4 protein-coding genes are annotated in these 3953 nt (G+C 53.9%); 2 read left to right on the top strand and 2 right to left on the bottom strand.

The window, feature by feature from the left end:
* Positions 1-301 precede the first annotated feature (301 nt).
* A complete protein-coding gene (locus AB4Z24_RS22450) occupies positions 302-826 on the top strand; it encodes a hypothetical protein (protein WP_441711868.1) in 525 nt (174 codons plus the stop codon).
* Here the strand turns inward: AB4Z24_RS22450 and AB4Z24_RS22445 are convergent.
* On the bottom strand, positions 792-2054 hold the full coding sequence (locus AB4Z24_RS22445) for an AAA family ATPase (protein WP_441711866.1): 1263 nt from the start codon (positions 2052-2054) through the stop codon (positions 792-794). The two genes, AB4Z24_RS22450 and AB4Z24_RS22445, sit on opposite strands and share 35 nt — an antisense overlap.
* Before the next feature lie 105 nt (positions 2055-2159).
* On the opposite strand from AB4Z24_RS22445, the gene AB4Z24_RS22440 reads away from it, so the two are divergent.
* A complete protein-coding gene (locus AB4Z24_RS22440) occupies positions 2160-3059 on the top strand; it encodes an IS1 family transposase (protein ID WP_441711865.1) in 900 nt (299 codons plus the stop codon).
* A gap of 50 nt (positions 3060-3109) precedes the next feature.
* On the opposite strand, the gene AB4Z24_RS22435 is transcribed toward AB4Z24_RS22440, so the two are convergent.
* Positions 3110-3953: hypothetical protein (locus tag AB4Z24_RS22435; protein ID WP_441711863.1), on the bottom strand; the 844-nt coding region annotated here is incomplete at its 5' end.

Raw genomic sequence — 3953 nt, 5'->3', positions numbered from 1 at the left:
GGTAGTGTATCAGTTTGAAAAATATCTCGATTGACGCCGCGGTCTAAGCGGCCTGATCCCGTGCTATGCTTAGCGCTATGGATCAACGCACCCAGAGAGACTATATTCGGTGGAGAGGCCCCGAGCTGGCCCGTTCTGGGCAGTACCGGAACTGGTTCGAGGTTGCCTGCGCGCTTCGATATGAAGGAGCGTATTGCGCTCATATCGAGATGAACCCGTTTCGGCGCGAGCAGTTAAATCGACTTTGTGATGAAGCTCGCAGGGCCCTGTGCCATGCTTAGCGGAAAACATGACGCGGACAATGGCACGATTTTGGAAGATTGTACGCCACGGTGCATCCGGCCAATGGGAGGATTCCATCCCAAAGGACTCACTGGCGGAAGGGCAGTTAGTCGTGCTTCTCGGACGGCTGGCTGCTAGCCATCTGCCACCCGTCGCCACGCCACTGCCACGAAACGCTCCGCGATATACCACGTCGCTGACTGTCAAAAACGACCGCTTCGGTAACAAGCGCTTCATCGTCTACGCGAGTGGCAGCCGGGTGCACTACATAGCGACCTTAGAGGAGACGCCTCGAATGCCCAAAGGCCCCAAAGGTGAGAAGCGCCCTGCTGACGTTATCGGCAACGCTATCAAGATCGCCCGTATTGCTACGGGCGAAGAGGAAGAGACGTTGACGTCGGAAGGCAAAGATGCGGCAGCCGTCAGCCTTGGAAGCAGAGGCGGACGGGCGCGCGCAGAAAAGCTTAGCGATGCTCAGAGGAAGAAAATTGCAAAGAAAGCCGCCAAGGTTAGGTGGAGTCGCCAAAAGGAGGAGGCAGGTTGAGACCCTGTCGATGCTGTCGAAGAATGAACTCAGATAAGAGCGGAACGGCAAAAATATATTTTCCGTGACGCTTTTTGTAGACGAAACCAAGATCGGATAGCTGAGCCAACATTTGGTTAGCCCAACTGTTTGAGAATGGCTTTTCCAGAACCTCTGCCGATTGTTGTACGATTTCGTTGCCAGAAAACCCATCATCTGCATTTGGAAGCAACGCAGCTATCTGCATAAAATCTCGTTGGCGCTCAGTAGCATTGTCCCACCTCGCCGAGAAAAAATCAGCGTCCAGCTTCCGAAGAATCTCCGCGACGGGCACCGAGGGACGCTGTTTATCGTTTATCTTTGCGAGGAAAACATCGAACGACTCCTTGCAAATGAACTGGATGAAGTAAGGGTATCCCGCTGACTGACGAGCGATCGCCGCAACTGCTTCTTCGGTGAACTTTATCGGGCATTTGTCGTCTTCAATCGGCTTCGTAATCGCTTGATACGACTCCTCCACGCTAAGCCGACCCAAAAACATGACGTGGAACATTCTTTCGGAAAAAGTGCGGGCTTCATTGAGCTTCGGGAAAAGTGTTGGCAGCCCCGTTAGCACCAACATGAATGGCAACCCATCAGGCTGCCGCTGCAAAGATTGAAACACGTCGAGAACGAGCGAAAGTGGGTACTCGTCCTTTTTGGCGTGATCAGAGAGGTTTTGGGCCTCGTCGTAGGCAAACACGATACCTTTGTGTGGACCCTTCGAAACCACTTCGCCGGCAAAGCGCAGAACTGCTTTGAGCTTGTCCTGAACGAGCCCAGGCGTTTTCTCATAAATGTTCCAGAGGTCGCGAAATTCAAACGGCTGAAGTGTCTTGGCATGCTTGCCCGTAAACCCAAATGGCATCTCCATTTGTTGCTTGTTGACAAGGGGGCTGAGGACCAATGACAGGTCCGTTACAATTCTCTGAGCGACTCGATCTTCCGTGAGGCTTGCTGTTTCTGAAAGGTCCTCGCCCGTCCAGAGCCATCCAGCATGGCGCGCAATGGGCTCAAATTCACGGAGCAGAACCGTTTTTCCAATCCCTCTTAAGCCCGTGAGTATTACATTCTCAGTAATCGCTTTTTGATTCAGAAGCTTGCGGAACTCGTCCTGCTCCTTCGTTCGCCCTGCGAGATAGGGTGGAGTGTGCCCAACCCCGGGCCTAAACGGGTTCGCGAATAGATCAACTTGCTTTTCAAGTGACATTTACATCACCATCTAAATTTAGCTCATCGTCTAAATTTAGATCAAGGCCTTGACATTTGTCAATATGAAATAATATGCTTGCCGATAAGAATGGCGAGGTGATCGGTGAACAAGCTGCCCATAGCCAAGCGCGTCCAGATTCTCTCGATGCTTTGCGAGGGCAGCAGCATGCGGTCGGTCTCGCGGGTCTGCGATGTCTCGATCAACACGGTCGCCAAGCTCCTGGCGGATGCCGGTACCTTCTGCCTTGCGTTCCATGACGAGCGCGTTCGCAACCTCACGTCCAAGCGCGTTCAGTGCGATGAAATCTGGAGCTTCGTCTACGCCAAGAACAAGAACGTCGTGGAAGCCAAGGCGCCACCGAAAGGTGCTGGCGATGTTTGGACGTGGACGGCGCTTGATGCGGACTCAAAGCTCATCTGCAGCTGGGCCGTCGGCCAGCGCGATGCCTATTGGGCAGCGGCTTTTCTAGACGATCTGAAACAGCGCCTTACCACCCGGGTTCAACTCACTTCGGACGGCCACAAGGCCTATCTCACCGCTGTTGAGGATGTCTTCGGCAATACTGACATCGACTTCGCGCAGCTCGTCAAAATCTACGGCGATGTGCCGAAGCGCATGGGCGCCGATGCGGCGGAGCGCAAGTACAGCCCGCCCGAATGCATTGGGGCCAAGAAGACGCCGATCGTCGGAAGCCCGGACCCCGACCACATCAGCACGTCTTACGTTGAACGCCAGAACCTGACGATGCGCATGAGCATGAAACGGTTCACGCGCTTGTCTAATGCGTTCTCAAAGAAGCTGGCCAGCCATCGCCATGCTATTTCCCTGTACTTCACTTTTTACAACTGGACGCGCATCCACAAGACACTGCGAGTTACCCCGGCAATGGCTGCGGGGCTTACGGATCATCTGTGGACGATGGAAGAAATTATCGGCTTAATGGACGAAGCCGCACCGAAGCCGGGGCGGCCGAAACAGTACAGAAAGCGCATAGCCGCATAGGGGCGGCGGACAGGGGGAGGAAATTGCAGAGGCTGCGCCTGCTCGCTCCTTCAATATTGCTTTTTCTTGCCCTTTTTGTCGGCGTTGGGTCGGTCACGATTACCGATAGCTTTCAAACGTGCGTAGAGAGCGAGCAACACCGCACACCCCCCGAAACCAAAGACTGGCAGGACTCGCTGCTCCACCGAGCGTCGATAAAATTGTGGTGTACGAGCGCTTTCATTGAGGCCAACAACGCCATCATTACCGCACTCGCAACAGTCGTGATCGCAGCTTTCACGTTCACCCTCTGGCGCGCCACTACCGATCAAGGACGCCTCACGAAACAAGCCTTGATAGCGAATCGGCGCGCCTTTGTTTTTCCCACCAACATCAATCCGGTTTGGGAGTTGGATCGCTTCTTCACGCGAAACTACAACTGGCGCATTCAGCCGGCTTGGAAGAATAGCGGTGACACTACTACTAAGGATTTGAGCCTGTTCGTTGATTGCATTGTTACAAACCGGCCAATTGAGAGTGCGCTTGATCTGGTCGAACGCTACCGTCCAGGAACAGGAAATTTCCTCGGTCCTGGAACCAGCAATTTCGGGGGTGCCGCGCCATTTCCTCCCGCAAGTTCCATCACCCCATTCGATATTCTTGAGATCAGCAAAGGGCGTCGCTTTGCCTATCTTTGGGGATGGGCAAGATATTACGATGTGTTCGAAGGGACTCCCGAGCACATAACGAGATTTTGCTGGCAGATCTTTATAGCCGGTGATCCGTTCGCATTCGTTCCCGGCGCGAACCCAGCCAGTTTGACGTTCGGCTACGCCCAAATGCCCTTCGGCAATTGTGCCGATGAAGGATGCCGCAAAGACCACACAGGCTAGAATTTCAAACTGAGACATTACC

Source organism: Hyphomicrobium sp. 2TAF46, assembly GCF_052114865.1.
GTDB lineage: Bacteria > Pseudomonadota > Alphaproteobacteria > Rhizobiales > Hyphomicrobiaceae > Hyphomicrobium_B.
The sequence above is the reverse complement of the archived record's forward strand: the minus strand, read 5'-3'. Positions and strand labels throughout refer to the sequence as shown.

Excerpts from the sequence above, each read along its gene's own strand:
- AB4Z24_RS22450 (WP_441711868.1), top strand. The coding sequence starts at position 302 with ATGGCACGATTTTGGAAGATTGTACGCCACGGTGCATCCGGCCAATGG.
- AB4Z24_RS22445 (WP_441711866.1), bottom strand. The coding sequence starts at position 2,054 with ATGTCACTTGAAAAGCAAGTTGATCTATTCGCGAACCCGTTTAGGCCC.